Origin of the sequence: Nostoc sp. 'Peltigera membranacea cyanobiont' 210A (assembly GCF_002246015.1) — a bacterium.
In the GTDB taxonomy this organism is placed as follows: domain Bacteria; phylum Cyanobacteriota; class Cyanobacteriia; order Cyanobacteriales; family Nostocaceae; genus Nostoc.
Window position 1 is genome coordinate 79,552 of sequence record NZ_NOLJ01000003.1, and the last position, 23,882, is coordinate 103,433.

Below are 23,882 nucleotides of genomic sequence, written 5' to 3' on the forward strand. Positions count from 1 at the left end.
TGGGCATTGGGCACAAGAGGCAGAGGTGCAGAGGAGCAGAGGAGATAAAACTTACTGCATACTTCTCCCCTGCTCCCCTGCTCCCCTGCTCCCTACTCCCCAATCACTTAATTTTCAGCACCGACTTCCCTAATGACTGACAAATAACATCATTTTGCGGCGTATGTATACGGCTGCACAAAACGTCACGGTAGTGTCGTTCTAAAGGATTTCTCTTTAATAAACCAGGATTACCAGTTAGTTCTAAGGCAATCTCTACAGCACGAATTGAGTTTTTTGTAGTGACATATTTAACAGCCTGTGCCTGTAATCCTACGTTAGGCTCATATTTGCCCTTATCAATATCTTGAGCCAAACTATAAATCAATCTATTATTAGCAAATAAGAGTGCTTCCATCTCACCCACGGCAGTTTGGAAGCGTGGCAGAGTTGCCAGTGGCTCTTGGAGATTAGAAGGCGAGCGCTCCCAAAGATATTTAACAAGCCAGTCTCGCGCGCTACTAGCAACACCGAGATATAAGGCACTTATTGTCAAACTGCCCCAAGTGGAAATCAGCGGATCAAAAGATGGTGCAGCAGATATGGGGTTGATATTTAGAGCATATTCTGAGGGAATTAATACATTCTCTAAAATCAGGTCATGGCTGCCCGTAGCTCTCATCCCCAGGTGATCCCAGGTTTCGACAATTCGCAAACCTGGCAGATCGCGCGGAACTAGAAAATTCCCAATTTGTGGTTCATCTTCAGTTGTCCGTGCCCAAACAACAAAATAGCTGAGGATAGGACTGCCTGTGGTGTATTGCTTATGTCCTGTTAAACGCCAGCCCTCTGCTGTTCGTTCGGCAATTGTCGCTGGCAATCCGCCTCTCGCTGGCGTTCCTAGCTCTGGTTCAACACGGGCAGCATTTAGCAGGGCAATGCCTTCAATTGATTCACGACACAGCCGCTTATATACTTCTGGATGCCAGCGACGGCTACGGGCTGCATGAGCATGTTGAAGATAGTGCATTGTCAGTACTAATGCGGTCGAAGCATCGCCACGCGCTATCCCTTCAATCACCCGGCAGATAGTTGCCAATCCCAAATCCTGGCCACCGAATTCACACGGAATGGTGAGGTTGAGCAATCCTGCCTCATGCAAAGCTGTAAAATTCTCGAAGGGAAAGGAAGCATCTCTATCGTGTGCCCCTGCACGGGTGGCAAAATCTTTAGCCAGAGCCTCAACTCGGTCGAAAATATTGGGGAGAGTTTCTAAGCCTTGGGCTACAAAGGTGTCTGGCACTGCTTGCTCCAACTGTGACATAAATACTCCTTCGTAATTCACTGTACTACTAAATCAGAGATGTTTTTCAATATGGAAGCATCTCAAGTTTGCAGGAACATCAATTTTTCGCATGACGGCAGTCTCCCCTCAATCTCCAATCCTCATTACCCAGACTGTATTACTTCTAGCGCTCGTGAAAATACTACTTAAAATCGACCGATATTTAGTAATTAGTGGTTTTTGTAAGTATGACACAAACTCCTTTCATAGAGCAAGCCAAGTAGAAAATTCAGCGATCGCTCCACAACTTAGGAACTGAATTCCCTACTGGTCTTTTAAGCTAACCGTCATTCAAATTAAATCTCCGCATTTGGAACTAAGCACGGAGAAACAAGCGTTTAAATATTCTCTGTTGAGAGTAATATAAAGATCCCTACATAACAGAGGGATCATTTTCTCATCAAGTAGATTTTCCAATGGATAAATATACAGCAACAGCATTGGCGATCGCAACCAAGGTGATATTGGTTGCTTTTATAGCGGTTCCTCTGCTACTGAGGTATAACTGGACTTCATATATAAATTTTTTAACTTTGACGATCTACCCGATCTGAGTGAGAACCGCTATGGATGATTTCCTATATTTAACCAAATCTATGGTGTCACAATTTCATCAGGGCACTGGCTCTATAACCACCATTCAATTTATCCATTTACTACTTGACTTGATCGGATCGCAATCTTAGGTTTTAAGAGACGAATTTGCGATTTATTGTCATTTTTTGAACTATAGGCTCATTTAAACATCATGCTTATTTCTCAACTTCTATCAAGCTGTAATATGTATTGCTGCTATGCCCTTGATGGGAAAAATGCTAAGATTAAGGTAGTTAACTAGTGTGTGTGCCGGATCACAATATTAATGTGTTTTACCTCACAGCTAATTCAAACAACTTAAATATCACCTTTAAGCAAACAATAGTCGCCGTTATGGCTACCATCATGTTATGCCACCTAGCTATTTAAAGATTTAATGTATAAATGGTTGTGAAATATATTTTTTTTGTTAAAAATCATCTATTAGGTGACTTTTCATAAAATTTACATTAAGAAACTACTAAAATATCTAAATTTAAGTGCTAAGGAGTGTAAGCTAATTATGTAAATATCATGTTTGTATGTAAATATGATGATGTTTGCAAGTCTCTTTTCGTCACTTGCATTTATTACACTATAGGAGGTATAATACAAACGTTAAACAAACGTTAAATAACTTGCTAGATGCTCCCTTAAAGATACTAGGCAGTGCTGGAAAAAGATCCATTCTGGAATCTCGAAGCAAGGTTAAGCAAGATTTGTTTAAGTGGAGTTTTGCTTAATTGGTAAAATATTACTTAAACAAAAATTACGATGTGCTTTTAGAGCTTTATAGTTTTTATAGTCTTCTGTTTTCTGTAGCCTACTGAAGATCCTCTTTTGTTCCAGGTTGCACGATCAGGATGAGGCTATCCCGAAGACTATCCCCTAGACTCGCAAAGCACTAGGGAATATGCCGGGAACTAATTGCACATTGTGTAAATTTCTGATTAACACTACAACGTTAGTCAGATTTGTAGTTGTGGCTTTTTTGCTGTCAGGCTTTGATCACACAACTGCAATGAATTACGTTTTCACATAATTTACGACTCAATGCAATTTCTAACTACAATTATGTCACACCATTTAAGTCAAGACAAGGCTGTTAAAAAGTTAGGAATGTCTGAAAACATTCTTTTAAGAATTCTTCCGATTCAGGTCTTGTTCAAGAGGATGAAAGCTAACTTTCAGCCATAACATTGTCCCGGACTAGAAAAAACTTCAAGAGTTTTCGATTGAGAAATGAAATACTTTGCATAGCTATTATTGCATATAGCAAATTATGCTCCGAAAAGAATTCCTCTTAATCATCACTTACAACCACTGCTGATTGCAAAAATGAGCAATCCTTATTTGTGTGGAGTCTGTCAATACAGTTAGTTGCTCTTGAAGCTAAATGTCGGTAAACAAGGCTCTAGCTAGATATTCTGGCATTTACACTAGTTATTGGCACATCAAGAACTGGCTGCAACAAGTAGATTGCCCACTCAAGAAAAATACCTTGTATGTAAAAGAGAGATGCTTTACTACCATACTATTTCTCTCTAAACTCTACTCTAATAAAGCTGAGAGTTTCCTCGGTGAAAATACGGGATTAAATAATATTTTTAATGAAGTTTTGATTGGATTCCGACTGATAACTAACTAAATTTTTTTGTGGAGATTAGAAAATGCCACCAGTGCTTTCTGAGCAACATGTGGGTGAAAGAATTTTGTATACCTTGGGTACAAAACTTTCAGAAAAAGAATTAGAGAACTTCTTGGCAGAAATGGAGATTGTGGAGCCGCCATCAGCAAAGCAATTCTGGCAATCTGCACAGACGAGTCCTGGTATATACATTATTCTTACAGGTAAAGTCCGACTATTAGATAGCTCTGAGAATCTAATTACTACCTTTGGTGCATGGTCTGTTTTTGGTGAATTGACCTTGTTTCCCGAAGCTAACTTTAGTCCTTATGCAGTTAGAGCTTCGACAAGCTTGAAACTTGGCTATTTCAGGCAAGAAGCATTGCAAAGGTTGATAGACAAGTATCCTAACATTCGCGATCGCCTATTTGCACGGGCAGAACTTTGGGATTTGTTGTTGTTATGTCGTCAAGTATCACAATTCCCACGCCATACATCACAAGTTTCAGGAATGCTCAAAGCCTTATCTTTGTTTGAGCGACACCAGTTAGAAACTGGCTCTGTAAGTTCACAAATATCCCAAGATTCACAGTTGTGGCTATTGTACAAAGGTCAACTGCGGCATTCTGAAGACCATTCTTTGACACCAGGTACAATCTTTGCTCAACCAAAACAAGGAGATTGGCAAACAACGCAACCAACGATTGTTTACATTCTGAAAAACGACCAGATGCAAACAGCACTAGAATACTTCCCGGAGTTGGGGGAGTGGGCTTTTGCCATGAGCGTCAGCGGAACGGGATTGGAAACTCAGGACTGGGGACTGGGTGCTAAAGAAAAAACTTTTCAATCTCCAAAATCTAAAATTATTCCTTTTCCCCAAAGAGAGAAGCAGTCACAACAACAGCCAACAAAAAAATCACGTTTTTACTTTCCCAGCCCGAAAGTACAAATGGGGCATTGGTGGAAACGGATTACCAAAAGCTATCCCTTCTATGCCCAACAAAGTGCAGCTGATTGTGGCTCTGCTTGCTTGGTGATGATTGGTAACTATTGGGGCAAACATTTTAGTATCAATCGCCTACGGGATATGACCAATGTCACCCGTAACGGTGCATCCTTAAAGGCTATGGCAGCAACAGCAGAATACCTGGGTTTTGCCACCCGTCCAGTGAAAGCTACTCTTGATAAATTAGCAGAACAACCTTTACCTGCAATTGCTCACTGGGAAGGTAAACACTTTATTGTTGTCTATGAAATCACCAAAAAGCGGGTGATTGTATGCGACCCGGCTCTTGGTCAACGCAGTCTGACAAAAGCTGAATTTCAAGCAGGTTGGACTGGTTATGCATTGTTACTGCAACCGACAGCTCTACTAAAAAGTGCTAAGGACGAAAGTAGAAGTTTCTGGAAATTTTTTGAGTTAGTCAAACCTCACTATCGAACACTGCTAGAAATTTTCATAGCTTCGATAGTCATTCAATTATTTGGGTTAGTAACGCCAGTATTTACCCAGTTGTTGCTCGACAGAGTACTTGTGCAACGCAGTGTTCCAACCTTAAACGCCATTGGTTTGGGAATGATTGTTTTTGGGTTGTTTGGTGTTGCTGTCAACGGTGTACGGCAATATCTCTTATTTCACACTGCTAATCGCATTAGTATCGCCTTACTCGTAGGCTTCATCAAACATACCTTCCGTTTACCCCTTGCTTATTTCGAGTCGCGTTTCGTTGGAGATATAATCTCGCGCATCCAAGAAAACCAGAAAATTCAGCACTTCCTGACTGGTCAGACACTTTCGATTGTGTTGGATATGCTGACATTAGTGGTTTATCTGGCTTTGATGTTCTCCTATAGCTGGCGGATGGCATTATTCGTGCTGTGTACTGTACCGCCATTTTTTATCTTGGCGCTGGCCAGCACAAGTATTTTGCGCCGCATCTCCAGAGATATTTTTAATGCAGCTAACAAAGAACAAAGCTATCTCATAGAATCCCTAAGCGGAATTCGTACCGTCCGCTCATTAGCAATTGAACAGACAGTGCGTTGGCGTTGGGAAGAACTGCTAAATGATTTAATCAAAAAAGATTTTAATGCTCAAATAATTGACAATCGCTTGCAAATTATCAGTGGCGTCATCCACACCTTTGTAAATACTTCATTGCTGTGGTATGGAGCAACCCAGGTAATTAATGGCGAACTAACTATTGGACAATTAGTTGCTTTCAATATGTTGGTGGGTAACGTTTTGAGTCCTTTCCAGCGACTGGCTTTGCTGTGGAATGAATTACAGGAAATAGTGATTTCCACTGAACGTATTAATGATGTGTTGGAGGCGGAACCAGAAGAAGACTTAGAAACTAAACCCCGCAAGTCGTTGGGTAAACTCCGCGGCAACATTTGTTTTCAGAATGTTACCTTTCGTTATCACTCAGAAAGTGACACTAACGTATTAGAAAATCTCAACTTTGAAATTAAGCCAGAACAGATGGTTGCAGTCGTAGGACGCAGCGGTTCTGGAAAAACAACTCTCAGTAAATTGATTTTGGGTTTATACCCACCGACAGATGGCAAAATCCTCATTGATGGTAACGATATCACCAGTGTATCTATGCGATCGCTCCGTTCCCAAATCGGCGTTGTAGACCAAGACACTTTTCTGTTTGGTGGAACTGTTCGCGAAAACATTGCGATTGCTTATCCAAATGCTTCTTCAGAAGAAATTATCCAAGCAGCAAAATATGCTGGAGCCGATGAATTTATTCAAAAATTACCGATGGGTTACGAATCCGAAATTGGTGAAAGCGGCGGAATGCTGTCTGGTGGACAGCGCCAACGCCTAGCAATTGCTCGTGCTTTGCTCGGAAATCCTCGGTTATTACTGTTTGATGAAGCCACTAGTCACCTAGATTCAGAATCAGAACGGATTATTCAAAACAACCTCAAAACAATTCTTAAAGGACGCACAAGTGTAATTATTGCCCATCGCCTCTCTACAGTCCGCAACGCGGACTTAATCCTGGTTTTAGATCAAGGTATTTTGGTAGAAAGCGGTACTCACGACGAATTAATCGCTAAAAAAGGTCATTATTACTACCTGAATCAACAACAACTCTCTCAAGTTAGTTGATGGGGTATTGGGCAGTCTTTTTATTCTCGACGAGACTCTGCGTAAACAATTTTGAATTTTGAATTTTGAATTGATTTCTCCCCCACTCCCCATCTACTGTTACCGGAAAAAAACCATGCCACATCCCAATAGATCGTCCCCACTTCCCCCAGATGAGCAAGATAAATATCAAGGTTACAAACAGCAAGAGGAATCGGTATTTGACGAGCAGACAGAGGCAGACAATGAAAGTCAAGATTTGTACTACGGTACAGAAAAACTACTCAATGCCTTACCTCGAATTTGGACTCGTGGTTTGTTGTATTCGCTCATTGCCTTTGCTAGCCTATTCTTGCCTTGGGCAATTCTCTCGAAAGTAGATGAAACTGGTAGCGCCAGAGGGCGTATGGAACCTAAAGGCGCAACTCAAAAATTAGACGCTCAAGCTGCTGGAAGTGTCAAAGCAGTTACAGTTAAAGAAGGAGATACAGTTAGAGCCGGCCAGGTTTTACTGGAACTGGATTCTGAGTTGCTACAAACGGAACTCCAACAAGTCCAGAGCAAATTGCAAGGGCTACAAAATCGGCAATCCCAACTGGAATTGCTGAAAAATCAACTCTTAATGTCAACGAGTCTTTTAGAACAACAAAATAAATCCCAAGAATTAGAAAAAATGGCTCAAGTTAACCAGGTGCAGCAAAACCTGGATGCCAAACTCAGTAGCTATAACCTCCAAAAGTTAGAAAAACAATCATTAGTTAAACAAGCAGAGCAGCAGATTGACACCACTCGCGACGATCAGCGCTCGGCTGAAGCCCGTTTGAGTATAGATTCTAAGCAAGTTGAACGCTTTAGCAAACTCGTTCGAGATGGCGCAGTTTCTGCAACCCAAGTTGATGAACTCAAAAAAGAAGAACAAGAAAGCAAACGACTCTATAACAGGTCTCTATCAGATATAAAACAAGCTCAATTGCGTTTAGCCCAAGAGCTAAATAGTTATCAGGTAACTATCAAAACCTTGGAGTCTGATATCAAACAAGCAAAACTCCGACTGCAAGAAGAACAAAGTAGTTCTAAAAGTGCCACGCAAGCCGGACAACTAGCTGTAATGAAAAATCAGGAGCAGCTAAAAGATATACAGGCACAAATAACAGCAACGCAATCAGAAATCGCTCAAACTAAAAGCCAGCTTATATCTACAAGATTGCAAATTCAGCAGCGTGTAGTGCGATCGCCGATTAATGGGGTGATTTTTGAATTACCCACCACTAAGTCAGGAGCGGTGGTACAAGTCGGTCAAAGGATTGCCCAAATTGCACCCACAAAAACAGACTTCGTACTCAGAGCAAATATGCCTAATCAGGATAGCGGTTTCTTGAAGTTAGGAATGCCAGTAAAAGTCAAGTTTGATGCCTATCCCTTCCAAGAGTATGGCATCGTGCAAGGGAAAGTTACTTGGATCTCGCCTGACTCGAAAGTTAGCCAAACACCCCAAGGCAACATCGAAACCTATGAGTTAGAAATCACTTTAGACCAGCAATATGTCCAAAATGGTAACAAACGTATTCCATTAGGTGCGGGTCAGACAGCAAATGCTGAAGTCATCATTCGTCAACGGCGAGTAATTGACTTTGTTCTAGATCCGTTCAAAAAACTGAAAAAGGGTGGTTTGGAGATGTAGTTAAAGGTATCGAAATCAGGAAATAGGACAAGGGAGATTGGAGGAATAATTAATGCCCCGTGCCACCTGCCCTGAGCAAAGCCAAAGCGATGCCCAATCCCCAATCCGCTTAATTAATTGGAGATATCATGTTATGCCCCACAATCTGACTATTTCCACCTCAGATATCATTCACAGTCTTAAACTCTCCTGTCAGATACCTGCTGTTGTGGAAGCGATCGCATCGCAAAGTATTATTACTGAAGCTGCTCAAGCGGCAGGAATTACAGTCACGCCAGAAGAACTACAGCAAGAAGGAGATAACTTAAGGTTCGCCAAGAAGCTTGTCAAAGCTAAAGACACCTGGTCATGGCTAGAAAAACACCACCTCTCTGTGGATCAGTTTGAAGAATTAGCCTATAACAACATCCTTTCGCGGAAGTTAGCGAATCATCTATTTTCCAATCAGCTGGAAAAGCACTTTTACGAACATCAGCTAGATTATATCGCCGCCGTTACCTACGAAGTTGTCTTCGAGGATCGAGACTTGGCTTTAGAGCTTTTTTATGCCCTAGAAGAAGGCGAAATCAATTTTCCAGATATTGCTCGTCTATATATCTCAGAACCAGAAGCCCGTCGTGCTTATGGATACAAAGGACTCCGATACCGCAAAGATTTTCGTCCAGAGATTGCAGCCGCTGTCTTTGCTGCTGCACCACCAGAAGCTCTCAAACCGATAACTACTCCCAAGGGAGCGTATTTAATTTGGGTGGAAGAAGTCATTCAACCCCAATTAGATGAACAGTTGCGCCAAAAAATCATTACAGAATCCTTTTCTGATTGGTTAAAGCAACAAATCACCACGATGAAAATAGTTACTCAAATAGACTCAGACGGTTCACAAGAGGAATTAAGAGATATGTTATTTACCAAGACTAAATAATGTAGGAGTTTTCAAATGTTTTTCTCGCTAAGTATCTACCCTAAATTAGGATAGATTTCTCTAGTCTTCAAAAATGTTGCAGATACAGGTTTTATTTACTTCAAAACTTAATAGCTTTTCTTTTTTAGTGTTTTGTGAATATATCTACAAAGTGCTGCTTTTGCTTTACTTAAAAATTAAATTAAATCGCTACAACTCTTGCTGGGCAGCAATTACTTTAATTCCTGCTTAAATTTGTCATGCAGTTTTTTCTAACTTTAGATAGGAATACATATAATGCTTTTTAAACATAAATACATTAGTTTTTTTAATCATAAATTCCTCAAAAAAGCATTGACTTTTTTGAGGAATAAAGTATATTAGATATATAGCCAAACGAAACAAGTTGGTTAGACCAAATATTCCCAACAACAGTTACAAATTTTAGGAGAACTCAAATGATCATTTCTGATCTGAACTACTTGGAAATTACCTCAGAAGAAATTATTGGTGGTGGTAAATACAAGCCCAACTATTACAAGCCCAACTATAAGAAGCCGAAATTCTTCAACAAAGCAGTTGCAGATGCAGTTGCAGATGCAAAGGGCGGCACTACGAATATAGCTGAAACCTTTACTAGCGCTGTCACCACTGCAACTAGTGCTAGTGCTCAATCATCCAGCCTTGCTATTACTAAGGGTTAGAAGTAGTACCCAGTAGTAATAGTTAAACTCTACTTACAAAAAGTATTAACTTCTGCAAGTAGAGTTAGGCTCGAAAGCTTAGTATATTGATAAATCGCCGAAGGCTCTTTGCTCATTTGAGCCTTCGGCTTTTACCCAAAATACATCTTTTGGTCTTAAATAATTGTTTTCGCAATAAAATTTTACAACTTACAACATTTATTCCTCAACCCAGTTTGTAGTTTGTGTTGTTTGCCTGCCCTGAATTAAAACTCTGGGCTAATAGTCATAACAGAAATACTTTACCGTAGCCTCAAGCTTCTCGTAGACCCCCGAAAGTAGAGAAGAGTAAAATTCTTTTTAATTAATTTTAAGAAGTAATCAAGCAGACATAATATCAATCGATATCAGTTATAAGTTTCAAAAGATTAAGTTCCTTGCAGATATAGAAACAAAAAACATTTTAAATAAAAAGATTGTATAAATTATAGCCCATAAATAAAAGGATATAAGCTCCTAAGTTGATTTATGGGGATTATTAATTTTGAATTTGGAGCAAAGCGACGTGACCACAATTCCTGATGCTCTCCAACTCGCAAGTCAATATCACCAAACCAAGCACTTCGCCCAAGCCGAAGAGATTTATCGTCAAATTATAGATGAAGATCCCAAGCAGTCAGAGGCATTATATGGATTAGGTCTGCTGGCGCAGCAACGGGAACAATATCAAAATGCAGAACAATTTTTTCAAGCAGCCTTGCAATTACAGCCAGAAGTAGGGGCAATACACAACAGCTTGGGGTTTACTCTACAACAACAAGGTAAACTAGAAGAAGCGATCGCTTGTTATGAAAAAGCACTAGAAATTCTCCCTGACAGCATAGAAGTGCAAATCAATATCAGTAATATTCTCCACATTCAAGGAAAGCTGTCACCAGAAGAACAAGTCTATTACGCAGAGTTGAGTGAGCAGTTTGCTTTAGGTAAGCAACAGGTAGACGATTTCAAGATAGCAGAATTATATTATCGCCAAGCTATTGCATTGCAGCCAAATTTGGTATCATCTTATACTAGTTTAGGAGAAGTACTCCAAAAACAAGGGCGATTCAATGATGCCATCAATTCTTACCAACAAGCACTAAAAATTAAACCAGACTATCTTCACGCCTATCACAATTTAGGGTGTCTTTTCGAGGAAAAAGGAAAATTTGAAGAAGCAATAGAAGCTTACGAAAAAGCTTTAAGCATTCAACCTGATTTTGTAATCGCCTATAACAACTTAGGAAATATCCTAAGCGAACAAAATAAATTTGATGCCGCCATAAAATCATATCAAAAAGCTATTAAAATTCGACCCGATATTGACTACATATATTACAACTTAGGAATAGCATTGAGCAATGCTAACAAAACAGAAGCGGCAATCCAGGCATTTGAGCAAGCCGCCAAAGTGACACCAAACTACGATCTAGCTAAATTTGGTGCTTGTATAAGCCAACTACCAATTATCTATTCTAATGTTGATGAAATTGCATTCAGACGAAATCAGTATCAACAGTATTTGCAAAATTTAGCTAAATATTATGAATTAACTAATCAGGAAGAACGCGCAAAAGCATCTGAGGCTATAGGAACGTTTCAGCCTTTTTATTTGACATATCAAGGCTTAAATGACCGAGATTTACAGCGAACTTATGGGGAAATGATTTTCCAGATTATGTCGAGTCGCTATCCCCAAAATAGCCAGCCGCTGGTTCTACCAAATTTAGATAAAAATCAAAAGGTTCGTATTGGTATTGTTTCTGGGTTTTTATCTAGTCATTCTAATTGGAAAATCCCTATTAAAGGCTGGGTAGACAATATAGACCGAAGCGAATTTGAATTATTTGGTTATTATACCGAAGACGAAACAGATTACTCAACAATAAGTGCCACCAAGGCTTTTGATAAATTTGTCCAAGGTGTTCGCTCAACCGAACAATGGTGCGACTTAATCAAAAAAGATAAATTACATATTCTGATTTTCCCAGAATTTGGTATGGATCCAATGACGCTCAAACTGGGTTGTCTGAGATTAGCATCAATTCAAATGACATCTTGGGGACACCCTGAGACTAGTGGACTCCCGACAATTGACTATTACTTGAGCAGTGACTTAATGGAACCAGAAAATGCTCAAGAATATTATACAGAAAAATTAGTTAAATTACCCAATTTATCTATTCATTATACACCTTTAGCAATTCAACCCGAAGAAATTAAGAAACCAGATATAGGTTTAAAAGAGGATGATATTTTCTTCTGGTGTTGTCAATCATTATATAAATATTTGCCCAATCATGATGATGTTTTTCCTTCAATTGCTAAAGAATTAGAAAATTCTAAATTTGTATTTATTAAAAACTCAAGTGAAGAGATTACAGAAGTATTTCGTCAGCGCTTAAACCATGCTTTTGCAGCATTAGGGTTAGATTATCAAAATCACTGTTTATTTTTGTCTACACTGAATAATAATAAATTTGCTGGGACTACAGCTTTAGCAGATGTCTTTTTAGATAGTATTGGTTGGTCTGGATGTAACTCCACGCTCGAATCTATTGCTTATAATATTCCGATCGTCACTTTACCAGGAGAGCTGATGCGATCGCGGCATTCTCTGGCAATTTTGCAGATGATGGGTATCGAAGAGACGATCGCTTCAAACAAATCAGAATACGTCCAAATTGCCATCCGTCTGGGGAAAGATGCTAAATATCGGCAATATATTTCCCAACAAGTTGCAGAAAATAAACATAAGTTATATGGCGATTTAAAGCCAGTCAGAGCGCTGGAAGATTTTATTTTGCAACTGGTTAATAAACCAAGACAATTTAACGCCGAAGAAGTTGCTGAATTGTTTCAACTTGCACTTCAAGATCATCGAGCTAATCGTCTAGACACAGCCGAACAGCTATATCGTCAGGTGATAGAAAAACAACCAGACTATTCAGAAGCATTATACGGTTTAGGGATGCTGGCACAGCAGAAAGGTGAGTTGCAGGAAGCTCAGAAGCATTTGAGTGTAGCTTCGCAAGTTCAGCCTAACTCTGTGAAAATTTGGTTTAGTTTAGGCAATTTGCTCCAAGGCCAAGGACAGTTACCAGAAGCTGAAGCCGCTTACCGAAAAGCTATTGCATTGCGACCAGATGCAGGGACAATATACAACAATTTGGGCTACACCTTGCAACAACAAGATAAGTGGGAGGATGCGATCGCATCTTATCAAAAAGCTCTGGAATTTCAGCCCAACTGCATAGAAGCAGAAATCAATTTAGCGAATGCGCTGTTTGCCCAAGGGAAGCTTTCACCAGAGAAACAAGCCTATTACGCAGAATTGAATTATCAGATGGGTATTGCCCACCAAGAAACAGCTGACTGGGAAACTGCTGTTGTTTACTATCGAACTGCGATCGCAATACAGCCTGATTTGCTAGAAGCCCATTATAACTTGGGGGTGGTACTGCAAGAACAAGGAAAGCTAGAAGAAGCGAGCGCTTGCTATCAAAAAACTTTGGAGTTCAATCCCCAACACCAGGAAGCCAACACGAAATTAGGAGAGATTTACCAAACCCAGCAATAAGAAGTTACACAAGTTTACTCACTAAAATTTTCTGGCTAAACAGGTTACTTCACGCGATCGCCAACTGCCATCAATCTAAACTTAAACAAAAAATACAATCAATCATCATAATAAAACAGCAACAATTATGTCACTAACAATTTTTGAGAAAGTTAAAGAATTCCTCATCAGAATAGTCAAAGACGAAACTTTTTACTCCCGATTAATGAGTGAAAAGATTGAGGAAGTGAGAAAAGTAATGGAAGAAGGTGGCTATAATTTTTCTCAAGAAGAATTTGAAACAGCCTCCATTAAAATATTGGAATTAAAAGAATTAGGTCAGTTTGACGACCTTAGTGAAGAGGAATTAGTGGGAGCCTTTGGCGGGCTTACAAACACAGTCGCTCAACCATTGTATGGAGCTATAGTCTTACCTCCCGAAGAAGGTGGAAAACCATCAAGTAAATGTAAATGGATTCCTAAACCACATCCAAAGCCATGGCCGCTTCCCTGTCAAGCAATAGACCCACCTGTACAAGCGTTATATGGAGCAGTTGTTAGTTCAACAAAAGTACAATAACCCGATAAAACGATGAAGAAATAGAATGCGTTAGTTTATTTTGAGGGTTGAGATTGAGAGTTAACCTATGACATATCACCGCAAAAGCTACGCAGTTTGGGAAATTACCTTAAAGTGCAATCTAGCTTGTAGTCACTGTGGTTCCCGTGCAGGACATGAGCGCGCCAACGAACTTTCCCCAGAAGAAGCTTTGGATCTCGTCAACCAGATGGCAGAAGTTGGAATTAAAGAAGTTACTCTCATTGGTGGTGAAGCATTTCTGCGTCCAGACTGGCTGGAAATTGCCAAAGCTATCAACGAGGCAGGAATGTTATGTGGTATGACTACAGGCGGCTATGGCATTTCGTTAGAAACCGCCCAAAAAATGAAGCAAGCGGGAATTCGTACAGTCTCTGTTTCTATTGATGGCTTAGAAGCAACTCATGACCGCCTGCGGGGAAAGAAAGGCTCTTGGAAATATGCATTTAAGACCATGAGTCATCTGCGAGAAGTAGGTATTTCTTTTGGTTGCAATACCCAAATTAACCGCCTGTCAGCGCCAGAATTTCCGTGCATCTATGAGTGCATCCGTGATGTCGGTGCCCGTGCTTGGCAAGTTCAATTAACTGTACCAATGGGGAATGCAGCCGATAACGCAGATATCCTCCTCCAACCCCATGAACTGTTAGATATCTACCCCATGCTTGCCCGTGTGGCGCGTCGTGCTTACCAAGAAGGTGTGCAACTTCAGGCGGGAAATAACATTGGTTACTACGGCCCTTATGAACGACTGTTGCGGGGACGGGGAAAGGAGCATGATTTCTCATTTTGGCAAGGTTGCGGTGCAGGACTCTCAACCTTGGGAATTGAAGCTGACGGAGCGATTAAAGGTTGTCCCTCACTGCCGACTACTGCCTATACAGGTGGTAACATTCGAGAACATACCTTGCATGATATTATCGAGGGGGCAGAAGAACTACGCTTCAATCTAGGAGCAGGAACACCTGAAGGGACAAAACACCTGTGGGGTTTCTGTAAAACCTGCGAATATGCTGAACTTTGTCGTGGGGGTTGCAGTTGGACTGCCCATGTTTTCTTTAATAAGAGAGGTAATAATCCTTACTGTCATCATCGCGCTCTTGTTCATGCCAAACAAGGTAGGAGAGAGCGTGTAGTTCCCAAAGTCAAGGCGCAAGGATTGCCATTTGATAATGGTGAATTTGAGCTAATTGTCGAGACTACAGATACTCTCTTGCCAGCAAACGACCGATTACACTTTACTGCTGACAGCATTCACTGGTCGGAAAGTTGGCAACAAGAACCCGAATTTTCTTACTCTTTAGTGAGATAATAAATCATGGCAGAAAATTCAGAAATTAACACAATTTCAGAGAACAAAACTGACCTTAAGTCATTACCATCTCAAGATTTAGAGAAAATACCACTGCTTCCACGTTCAGCTTGGAATAGTCAATTAAGCTATTTAAAAGTGCTGTTAAAAGCAAAGCAAATCCTAGACAAAAGCTGACAGTTTGATAGGGCTATCGATAGATTTAGCTCGTAAATTAGGAGAGGATTCCTCTCTGAATATTTACGCGCAAATTTGTTAACTTACAAAATCAACACAGGTTTTTTATGGCATCAAAAGTAAGTCTAAGACTGACACCTCTAAAGTTACTTTCTTTCAATGGTAGAACTAATCTCAATAATAGTCCCGATCCCAAGCCCGATCCTAGCCCTAATTTTGCTACCGCTGAAGGGGATGCTACTTTTTCTAACTATAGTGAAGGTGCTGCAAGCATTTTAACTGCTACCCAGGCAGATACATTAGTTAAAGGTGGCGTAACTGCTGCTATTGCGGAGGCTCAAGCAAGTTTTGATCCAACTTTTTCATCACTTTTCACTCAGGCTGCTGTCGTTGGATTAAGTGGTCAGTTTGAAGGTACTTCTAACAGCGAAGCAAAGATACTTGCTAGTTTTGCAGTTGGTCGTAATGAAAGCTTCTCTTTTGATTTTTCAGCAAATTTAGCATTGGCAGCTAAAGAAATTGAAAATCCTGACGTTGAATATAACAAGGCTCAGTCTACAACCACTTTTTTGGTATTAGATACCACAAATCCTAACAGGGCTAGAGTTTTAGATTATTTTGGCATCCAGGGGAAATTAGTCTCCTCCGATAAAATCGGGGATCTAAAATTTGGTCGTAGTGGCAATGTCACAATCGACAGTCGTGATAAAGATTCTGATATTAATGGCAACAATGGTAGTGACTTCTTGGATGGTAATGCTGTTGGGACTTATGAACGGAATTTTAAGCGCAATACCAACTTAACTATAGTCAAAATTAATACTAGTTCTGTTGAATTGGCAGGAGATACTTTAATCGGCAACCTGGGTAGAGATGTTATCTATGGCACGATTCGGAAGGATAATCTGACGGGAAGCAACGGGGCGGACAAACTTTATGCCAGCTTGGGGGATGATAAGCTATCTGGAAAAAAAGGTAATGATAACCTCGACGCCGGCCAAGGTAATGATTCGCTAGATGGTGGCGATGGCGATGATACACTCTATGGCGGTAAAGGCAATGATACACTCTATGGTGGTAGTGGTAATGATGTCTTAGTTGGTGGCGATGGTAATGACACATTTACTTTCAAACGTAGCGATACCTTCTTTAAAAAAGACTTTGATGTTATTCAAGATTTCCAGGTTGGTGTTGATAAGCTTGTATTAAATGGCTGGGGAAGTCGAAGCAACATAACAGATACCGACGATGGCGCTCTTCTCACCTTAAATTCTTCGTCTCTCTTTAATAATCCTCAACAAAGCATACTATTTTCAAACGTGAGTGCAAGTGATATCATCTCGGTAATATAATTTGCTTAAAGCTAATTGCTCGTTTCATTTCCTAACAGACTCTGATTTACAAGCATCTCAGTCAAAACAATCAGGTGAGTAAAAAATCTGATTGCACAAGAAAATTTCGATACCTTTTCTGGGAGAGATTTTGCCAACAGGAACCCCTATGGTGTACGCACTGAAATTACTTGAGTTGGTAATGTTTTATCGCTAACTTCAGGTTTATTTCTCGCCCATACTGTTGACAAAATATCTCCCTTATCTTAACTAATCTTAACTAAATATACTTGCTTTATAAACAGGTAAAAATAGGTAAAGAATTTTATTGATAGTTATCACTTATGTTCTGAATTTATAGTAATCTATAACAATATAATATCCAATTCAAATATAGTTATAAGTACTACATAGTTATGAATAATACAAACATTTCAGAATCTAGAGTTAAATCTCTTATTCAAATTGCGGTGCAAACGCATCAGTCAGGTGACAAGGATGAAGCTGAATCGCTAGATCAAACAGAAGTAGCTGAAATCCTCGAACTAGCAGTTCAACAGCAACGAGACAATAATTTACTGGAGGCGGAACAGCTATATAGTCAAGTTCTGGAAAAACAACCTGATAACCCTGAAGCTTTATATGGTTTGGGAATGTTAGCGCAGCAGATGGGGCAACCTGAAATTGCTGAACAGTGGCTAAGTGCGGCTTCACAAGTTCAACCAGATTCTGTTAAAACTTGGTTCAGTTTAGGTAATTTGCATTTGGTTCAAGAACAGTTTTCCCAAGCAGAGAAAGCTTATCGGCAAGCTTTAGTTTTATTACCTAACTCACTACCAATTTACAACAACTTGGGTTATACTCTGCAACAACAAGGATTATTTGAAGAAGCAATTAACTATTATCAAAAAGCTTTAGACTTAAAGCCAGACTTTATCGAAGCAGAGACTAATTTGGGCAATGCGTTACACGCTCAAGGTAAGCTCTCCAGCAATCAAAAAATCTACTATGCACAATTAAATAATCAATTGGGTGTTACCCGGAAAAAAGCAGGGGATTTGAAAAATGCTGTTACTTGTCACAAGCAAGCGATCGCACTACAAACAAATTTGTTAGAAGCCCATTATAACTTGGCTTTGACGCTGCAAGAACAAGGAGAATTAGAAGAGGCGATCGCATCCTATCAAAACCTCTTGGAACTTAATCCCAACTATGGAGAAGTTTACCTGAATTTAGGCAAAATTTACCAACAGCAGAATAATTTAACAGAGGCGATTTCTGCTTATCAACAAGGGTTAAAGCTAATTAATCCACATTATGCTAAAGTATTTGCAGCTATCCAAGAAAACAAAGAAGAGATATCAGCAACTCCCCTACTTCCTCAAGGAGAGGTGCAAATAGGTGAGTATTACTTTCCACTAATCCCTCCAGTATCAGAAACGGAAGACAAGCGACCTTTTTGGAGTGTGGTTATTCCTGCATATCAACGTCCTGACTATCTACTAGAGTCCTTAGTCAGTGTCCTAGCTCAATGGTCAGGTATTGAGGAAATGGAAATTCTCGTGATTGATGATGCAAGTACGCCACCTCTGTATCAACTAGTAAATGCGATCGGGCGAGGAGTAGTACGCTATTACCGCAATCCGCAAAATCTCAGACAGCAGGGAACTTGGAATGCAGGAGTTACTAATAGTCGAGGATTGTGGATTCACTTACTTCATGATGATGACTATGTGTTGCCAGGTTTTTATGCTCGCCTCAAGCAGAGTCTCGAAAGTTGTCCAGATTCCGTTGGAGCAGCTTTTACAGGTTATGAAAATATCAATGAAACAGGAGAAATTACTTTCCGCCAACAATTATACGGCACAGATAAAGGTATAGTTTCAGACTTATTGCTATATGTTGGTGTAGCAAACCCATTGAATCCACCTGCTGTTGTGATTCGTCGAACAACCTATGAACGGCTAGGTGGATATCATCCAGAATTAACCTCTACTCTCGACTGGGAACTCTATAAACGGATTACCACCTTCTATGATTGGTGGTATGAGCCAGAAATTTTGGTTCATTATCGCGTGCATTCCCAAAGTATGAGAACTGAACTTTCCTTATCTGGAGATCGGGTAGCATCTATCCGTCGTTCTATTGAGATTTCTGAAAGCTATCTTCCAGCCGATCTTTGTGCAGAAATTACAGCACAATCACGTAAACATTACTTCATTAGTTGTTTAGCAGATACAGAAGTTCCTCTCAAGGCTGGTCATCTTACTGGCGCTTTTCGCACACTTGAAGAGATTCTCAAAATCGATCGGTCTGCTGAGTCATTGGCAGAGTTATTTACTTGGCTGAGAACCGATATTGCCACCCCTGTGAGGGATGAGATCGCCTTCAGGTTGATCTCTTTGCCCCTCGATAATTAGATAGTCAAAACCTTAACTAAATACTGGGAGTTAGCCCATTTTTTTGAAGTTAGAGAAATTGGTAAATGACGTAGAAATAAGCGTTTGGGAAAAATCAGGTTTTTGGATAATAGCGATCGCAATCTGGGACAAACGTTATAACCCTTATTTTTACTTTACGTCTTTTTTATAACTGCCTAGAAAATGAGCAAACTGGGAGTAATAAATCATAAAAATACTTAAAATGACAACAATTACTGAATCTCTCCAAATAGCATCGAAACATTATAGAGCCAATGATTTAACCAAAGCCGAACAACTGTACCGTCAGATTTTGGAAAAAGAGCCTAACCACCCAGAAGCTTTATATGGGTTAGGCATACTGGCACAGCAGGTCGGTCAGTTCCAAAATGCTGAACAGTTGTTGAATGAACTCCTCCAGATTCAGCCCAACTCCGTCAAGGCTTGGTTCAGTCTAGGTAATTTATATCAAGCCCAAGGTCAGTTACCAGCAGCGGTGGAAGCATATCAGCAAGCCATAGCACTAAAGACAGACTCAGCGCCACTTTATAATAACCTTGGTTATACCTTACAACTACAAAGCAAATGGGAAGAGGCAGTTGCTTGCTATCAAAAAGCATTAGAGTTACAGCCCAACTGTATTGAAGCTGAAGTGAATTTAGGTAACGCATTGCACGCCCAAGGAAAGCTTTCTTCCCAACAACAGGCTCAATACGGGGCGTTAAACAATGAGTTAGGCAGAAATCGGCACCAAGTAAAAGATTTAAAGACTGCTGTGGCTTACTATCGAGTTGCGATCGCTTTACAGCCTGATTTGCTCGATGCTCACTATAACTTGGGAATGGCGCTTCAACAACAAGGTGATTTTGAAGAGGCAGTAACCTCTTATCAAAAAATATTAGAACTCTATCCTCACAACGGAGAAATTTACTTCAAATTAGGCAAAATTTACCAAGATCAAAACAAGTTACCAGAGGCAATATCTGCCTATCAGCAAGGGTTGAAGCTCACCAATCCCCACTACCTCAAAGCGTTTGTAGCTGATGCAGAAACCGACAAACATCAGGAAGTGCCGATTACACCGGAGCTTCCTCAAGAGGAAGTAATTGTGAGAAACTATAAGTTTCCCAAGATTCCAGCCGTTGTGGCTAGTGAAAAAAAGAGGCCATTCTGGAGTGTGGTGATTCCTGCATATAAACGTACTGACTATCTTCTCGAATGTCTAGCTAGTGTTTTAGCACAATGGACTGGAGAAGAAGAAATGGAAATTCTGGTAATGGATAATGCCAGTACGCCGCCACTCTTCGATCTAGTGAATTCTATTGGCAGAGGTATAGTAAGCTACTACCGGAATTCGCAAAATATTGGGTTAGCGGGAAACCATAATACAGGGATTACACTCAGTCGAGGGCAATGGATTCACATACTTCATGATGATGATTACGTTCTTCCTGGTTTTTATTCCCAACTCAAGGAGAGTCTAGAAGATTGTTCGGATTCTGTTGGAGCAGCTTTCACAGGTTTTGATAATATTGACGAAAAAGGGGTATTTCTTTCCCAAGGTGATATTTTTGACTGGTATGGAGAAGACAGAGGTATTATTCAAGATTGGCTGTCACAGATTGTAGTGACAAATCCGTTGAGACCCTCGGCAATAGTTGTTCGTCGGCAAACCTATGAAAGACTAGGGGGATATTGTTCTGAGTTGAGCGATCTTAACGGGTGGGAAGTTTGTAAACGGATTGCTACTTTTTATGATTGTTGGTATGAACCAAAAATTTTGGCTTGTTATCGCGTAGATACAAGTTTGTACGCTAACAAAATGTCGAATGAGCTTTTTTTGACAGGAAATCATGCAGTATTTCTTCGCCGTGCTATCGAGATTACAGAGAGCTATCTTCCAGACGATCTTTGTACAGAGATGACAGCAAACGCCCGTAGCTATAACTTTGAATATCTTCTAGAAAACAGGGTAATCTTTCCTCTGATATCCGGTAATCTGACTGGTGCTTTGCGTATTCTCCAAGAAGCTCTAAAAATCGATTGTTCTCCTGAAGCGGTAGCCAAGTTATTTGCTTGGTTGACTAAAGATGAAGCTGCTCCCTTACGGAATGAGATTGCTACCAAGTTGCTTGCTATTTCTGAAGAAAATATTCCAGACAAGATTCCTGCTGAATTAAAATCCCCACAAACTGCGATCGCACTATAGGATATGAAAATACTTGTAACTGGAACTGAAGGTTATATCGGCTCATTATTAGCTCCTCTGTTGATTCAAGAAGGTCATGAAGTTATTGGTTTAGATACTGGCTTTTATAAAGTAGGTTGGCTATATAACGGCACTAAAGTAACTGCCAAAACCCTCAACAAAGACATCCGCCACATTACAACAGAAGACCTACAAGGTGTGGAAGCAGTAGTTCACATGGCAGAACTCTCTAACGACCCTTTAGGTCAGTTAGCCCCTGATATCACCTACGATATCAACCACAAAGGCTCGGTACATATAGCGAAACTGGCGAAAGCAGCTGGAATCCAACGCTTTGTCTATACTTCGTCATGCAGTGTCTATGGTTTTGCCACTGAAGACTACGTTAGCGAAGAGTCTACCATCAATCCCCAAACAGCTTATGCCAAATGCAAAGCACTTGTCGAACAGGATGTAAAACTGCTTGCTGATGATGGCTTTTCTCCCACCTTTCTCCGAAATGCCACAGCCTATGGCGCTTCTCCAAGAATGCGCTTTGATATTGTCTTAAACAATCTAGCCGGTTGGGCATGGACAATTAAAGAAATCAAGATGAACAGCGACGGTACACCTTGGCGTCCCCTAGTGCATCTATTGGATATCTGCAAAGCAATTATCTGTACCTTAGAAGCTCCGCGTGATGTAATTCATAACCAAATTTTCAATGTCGGTGATACAAATAGCAACTATCAAGTCAAACAAATTGCTCAAATAGTTGCAGATGTCTTTACAGATTGTGAATTGAGCTTTGGTAAACACGATCCTGATAACCGCAGCTATCGGGTTTTATTTAATAAAATTAACCAAAACTTACCAGGATTCAAATGTGAATGGGATGCCCAACGAGGTGCCCAACAACTATATAATATTTTTCAGCAAATTGATATGGAGAGAGGAACATTTGAGTCTAGAGGCTTTACCCGCCTGAAACAACTGGAATACCTCATTCGCACTCAGCAAATCGATCGAGATTTCTTCTGGCAGACTGTTTAAAAATTTTATATAATAAGTTATGAATTTACTAAAGCCAACAAATAATCAGCTAATAACTGGTAATTGTCTATTCTGTGGAACAGGCTTACATCATACCTTTGTAGATTTAGGTATGTCTCCTCCCTGCGAAAGTTATCGCAGTCTCAAACAACTCAATGAAGTAGAGCCATTTTATCCTTTGCATGTCTATGTTTGTGAGGAGTGTTTTTTAGTTCAACTTCAAGAATACATTAGTCCAGAAAATATTTTTAGCGACTACGCTTATTTTTCTTCCTACTCTGATAGCTGGTTAAAACACGCCAAAAAATACGTTGATTTAGTAGTAGAACGTTTCCAATTAAACCAGGAAAGTCAGGTAATAGAAATTGCTAGTAATGATGGCTACTTGCTGCAATACTTTGTTGCCAAAAGTATCCCAGCGCTGGGAATAGAGCCAGCAGCAAATATTGCTGAAGTAGCAATTAAAAAAGGTATTCCTACAGTTGTCAAATTTTTTGGACAGAAAACAGCGCAAGAACAGGTTGCTCAGGGCAAACAGGCAGATTTATTACTCGGAAATAATGTTCTTGCTCACACCCCATATCTCAATGATTTTGTCAAAGGAATGAAAATTATTCTCAAACCGCATGGTGTAATTACTATGGAGTTTCCCCACTTGATGCGGTTAATTGAGGAAAATCAGTTTGATACTATTTACCACGAGCATTTCTCTTATTTTTCCTTTATTACTGTAGACAAGATTTTTGCTGCTCACGGCTTGACAATTTTTGATGTAGAAGAATTAACCACTCATGGTGGTTCTTTGAGAATTTATGCCCGCCACAATGAAGACTCTTCTAAACCTATTAGTGACCAAGTATCAGAACTGAAAAATAGAGAAGAAGCGGCTGGTTTTACGCAATTAGAATACTATTTTTCCTTTGGTGAACAAGTTAAAGAAACTAAACGCAACTTATTAGATTTTTTGATAAAAGTTAAGCGAGAGGGAAAATCGATTGTTGGTTACGGTGCTCCAGGTAAGGGAAATACTCTCTTAAACTATTGTGGTATCCGCACAGATTTTCTTGACTATACAGTAGACCGTAACCCTTACAAACAGGGTCAATTTTTACCAGGAACTCATATTCCGATTTTTCATCCAGACAAAATTGCCGAAACAAAGCCTGACTATATACTAATTTTGCCCTGGAATCTGAAAAATGAAATTATGATACAAATGGCTTACATTCGGGATTGGGGAGGTCAATTTATTGTCCCAATTCCTGAAGTTAATGTCTACTCTTAAGTATTTAATATTTTTACTC

At 39.9% G+C, this 23,882-nt stretch carries 14 protein-coding genes; 13 read left to right on the forward strand and 1 reads right to left on the reverse strand.

Annotation, left to right across the window (positions count from 1 at the left end; genetic code table 11):
• Window positions 1–103: 103 nt before the first annotated feature.
• Complete coding sequence (locus tag CDG76_RS09600) at window positions 104–1,303, reverse strand: acyl-CoA dehydrogenase family protein (protein ID WP_094348823.1); 1,200 nt, start codon at window positions 1,301–1,303, stop codon at window positions 104–106.
• Window positions 1,304–3,570: 2,267 nt separating this feature from the next.
• Here CDG76_RS09600 and CDG76_RS09605 point away from each other — a divergent pair.
• From CDG76_RS09605 to CDG76_RS09660, 13 genes are all read left to right on the forward strand, one after another.
• Complete coding sequence (locus CDG76_RS09605; protein ID WP_094348824.1) at window positions 3,571–6,657, forward strand: peptidase domain-containing ABC transporter; 3,087 nt, start codon at window positions 3,571–3,573, stop codon at window positions 6,655–6,657.
• A gap of 115 nt (window positions 6,658–6,772) precedes the next feature.
• Window positions 6,773–8,317, forward strand: a complete 1,545-nt coding sequence (locus tag CDG76_RS09610; RefSeq protein WP_094348825.1) for an HlyD family efflux transporter periplasmic adaptor subunit — start codon at window positions 6,773–6,775, stop codon at window positions 8,315–8,317.
• Between the two features lie 133 nt (window positions 8,318–8,450).
• Entirely contained in the window at window positions 8,451–9,239 is a 789-nt protein-coding gene (locus CDG76_RS09615; protein ID WP_094349383.1) for a peptidylprolyl isomerase, read from the forward strand.
• Between the two features lie 437 nt (window positions 9,240–9,676).
• The gene (locus CDG76_RS09620) at window positions 9,677–9,922 is read left to right on the forward strand and encodes a hypothetical protein (protein ID WP_094348826.1); all 246 of its coding nucleotides are present in this window, start codon (window positions 9,677–9,679) and stop codon (window positions 9,920–9,922) included.
• 544 nt (window positions 9,923–10,466) lie between these two features.
• A complete protein-coding gene (locus CDG76_RS09625) occupies window positions 10,467–13,520 on the forward strand; it encodes a tetratricopeptide repeat protein (RefSeq protein ID WP_143854064.1) in 3,054 nt (1,017 codons plus the stop codon).
• A 127-nt stretch (window positions 13,521–13,647) separates the two neighbouring features.
• Window positions 13,648–14,079 (forward strand): Nif11 family protein, encoded by a 432-nt coding sequence (locus tag CDG76_RS09630; RefSeq protein WP_094348828.1) that lies wholly within the window; start codon window positions 13,648–13,650, stop codon window positions 14,077–14,079.
• 67 nt (window positions 14,080–14,146) lie between these two features.
• Complete coding sequence (locus CDG76_RS09635) at window positions 14,147–15,409, forward strand: nif11-class peptide radical SAM maturase 3 (RefSeq protein ID WP_094348829.1); 1,263 nt, start codon at window positions 14,147–14,149, stop codon at window positions 15,407–15,409.
• 6 nt (window positions 15,410–15,415) lie between these two features.
• Window positions 15,416–15,586: a hypothetical protein gene (locus CDG76_RS37200; protein WP_190240808.1), complete on the forward strand. Its 171-nt coding sequence runs from the start codon at window positions 15,416–15,418 to the stop codon at window positions 15,584–15,586.
• 107 nt (window positions 15,587–15,693) lie between these two features.
• Entirely contained in the window at window positions 15,694–16,938 is a 1,245-nt protein-coding gene (locus tag CDG76_RS09640) for a calcium-binding protein (RefSeq protein ID WP_094348830.1), read from the forward strand.
• Between the two features lie 395 nt (window positions 16,939–17,333).
• On the forward strand, window positions 17,334–19,337 hold the full coding sequence (locus CDG76_RS09645; RefSeq protein WP_094348831.1) for a tetratricopeptide repeat protein: 2,004 nt from the start codon (window positions 17,334–17,336) through the stop codon (window positions 19,335–19,337).
• 223 nt (window positions 19,338–19,560) lie between these two features.
• The gene (locus CDG76_RS09650; RefSeq protein ID WP_094348832.1) at window positions 19,561–21,546 is read left to right on the forward strand and encodes a tetratricopeptide repeat protein; all 1,986 of its coding nucleotides are present in this window, start codon (window positions 19,561–19,563) and stop codon (window positions 21,544–21,546) included.
• A gap of 3 nt (window positions 21,547–21,549) precedes the next feature.
• A complete protein-coding gene (locus CDG76_RS09655; protein WP_094348833.1) occupies window positions 21,550–22,578 on the forward strand; it encodes an NAD-dependent epimerase/dehydratase family protein in 1,029 nt (342 codons plus the stop codon).
• 19 nt (window positions 22,579–22,597) lie between these two features.
• Window positions 22,598–23,863, forward strand: coding sequence for a class I SAM-dependent methyltransferase (locus CDG76_RS09660; RefSeq protein WP_094348834.1), 1,266 nt, complete (start codon window positions 22,598–22,600; stop codon window positions 23,861–23,863).
• The last annotated feature ends 19 nt before the right edge of the window (window positions 23,864–23,882 follow it).